This is a genomic window from Streptomyces sp. NPDC031274 (genome assembly GCF_055570235.1).
The window spans coordinates 1-1231 of sequence record NZ_JBVIHP010000322.1; the positions used below are offsets into that span (position 1 = coordinate 1).

General features: G+C 68.2%; 1 protein-coding gene and 1 pseudogene. Both read left to right on the top strand.

Annotated elements, in window-relative coordinates:
• Positions 1-243: pseudogene (locus tag ACZ5CR_RS46035) on the top strand (DUF3560 domain-containing protein); the annotation flags it as partial.
• A 178-nt stretch (positions 244-421) separates the two neighbouring features.
• Positions 422-1213 carry a hypothetical protein gene (locus tag ACZ5CR_RS46040; protein WP_468869916.1) on the top strand — a complete coding sequence of 264 codons (792 nt, stop codon included), beginning with the start codon at positions 422-424 and terminating at the stop codon, positions 1211-1213.
• The last annotated feature ends 18 nt before the right edge of the window (positions 1214-1231 follow it).

Below are 1231 nucleotides of genomic sequence, written 5' to 3' on the forward strand. Positions count from 1 at the left end.
TCCAAGGCCGACTTCAAGAAGGGCGACTTCGTCCGCCGAGGCTCGACCTGGTTCGAAGTTCTGCGGGTGAACGCCAAGTCGGTGACGATCCCGCACATCCACAACGGCGTCGGCGGGGGCGTCGTGCGCGCCTCGGACAACAAGGTCGTCGACTGGACGTGGCTGCTCACCTACGACGAGGTGTTCGGGCGTCGCAGCGCCGAGGAGATGGAAGCCGCGCTCGCCGAGGCTCGCGCCTCCTAGCCCACCCCCTCTGAACTGGGTTTTCGCAGTTGACCCCACCCCTGACCATAGTAGAATGATTATTAACGAGGGGGTGCTGGACAGGTTGTCACCGGCACCCCCTCACCACGCCCACAGCCCGCCGCACCACATGGCGCAACGCCTGGATGCGGCACGGCACTTCTCCAGAAAGCACCCCATGCCCTACGACACCCAACTCGTCGCCCCAGACCTGCTCGCGCTCGCCGATGAGACGGCCGCCGCACTCGGACCCGAATGGGCCGTGACAGGCCTGCTCGGCACAGCGATCGTGACCCACCCCCTCGGCCTGCGCTGCAGCCTCCAGACCCGCGATGACCTGCTCAGCGTCAGCGCCTTCGTCTCTACGGGCAGCGATCCGGGCCAGCCTGCCAAGCCGTTGACCGCGACCACCCCGATGAAGAGCACGGACGGCGTTAAGCTCGCCGAACTGATCCACAGCCAGGTCCTGCCGCACTTCGGGCGCCATGACGCCCTCGCGGCATTGCGCCTGCTGAGCCTGCCGCTGCGCGACGCCCAACTGCCTGTCGTCGCACAGGGAACCGCGGACCGCTCCGAGCTGGCGCTGCACACCAACGGCAGCACGACTCCGGTCCTCGACGTCCGGATGTCGTCACCGCGTGTCGGCGCCGTGAGCGTCAACGTTCGCCTGAACCAGCTCACAGCCGATCGCGCCATTCGATGCCAGCGCGCCGCGCTACTGCCTGCGCCCCGCTCCGCGAGCGACAGGGCTCTCTTCGCGCCGGACGTACTGGCGGTGATGGATGCAATCCCCGAACTGGGCGCCGCTCCGCCCCTGGCCGGGTTCACCACCCTCTACCGGTCCGAGGGAGGCGCCACGATCGCCCACGACGAGAACGCCGTCAATGCGGACGCACGCTTCAGCATCCGCCTTCTCGGCGCCACGCCAGCCACGGCGTACGCCGTCCTGCGCGCCTACACGGCCAAATGATCCGCCCCGAGGACACCG

Bases quoted from the DNA above. Each gene is read 5' to 3' on its own strand.
- ACZ5CR_RS46040 (WP_468869916.1), top strand. From the start codon at position 422: ATGCCCTACGACACCCAACTCGTCGCCCCAGACCTGCTCGCGCTCGCC.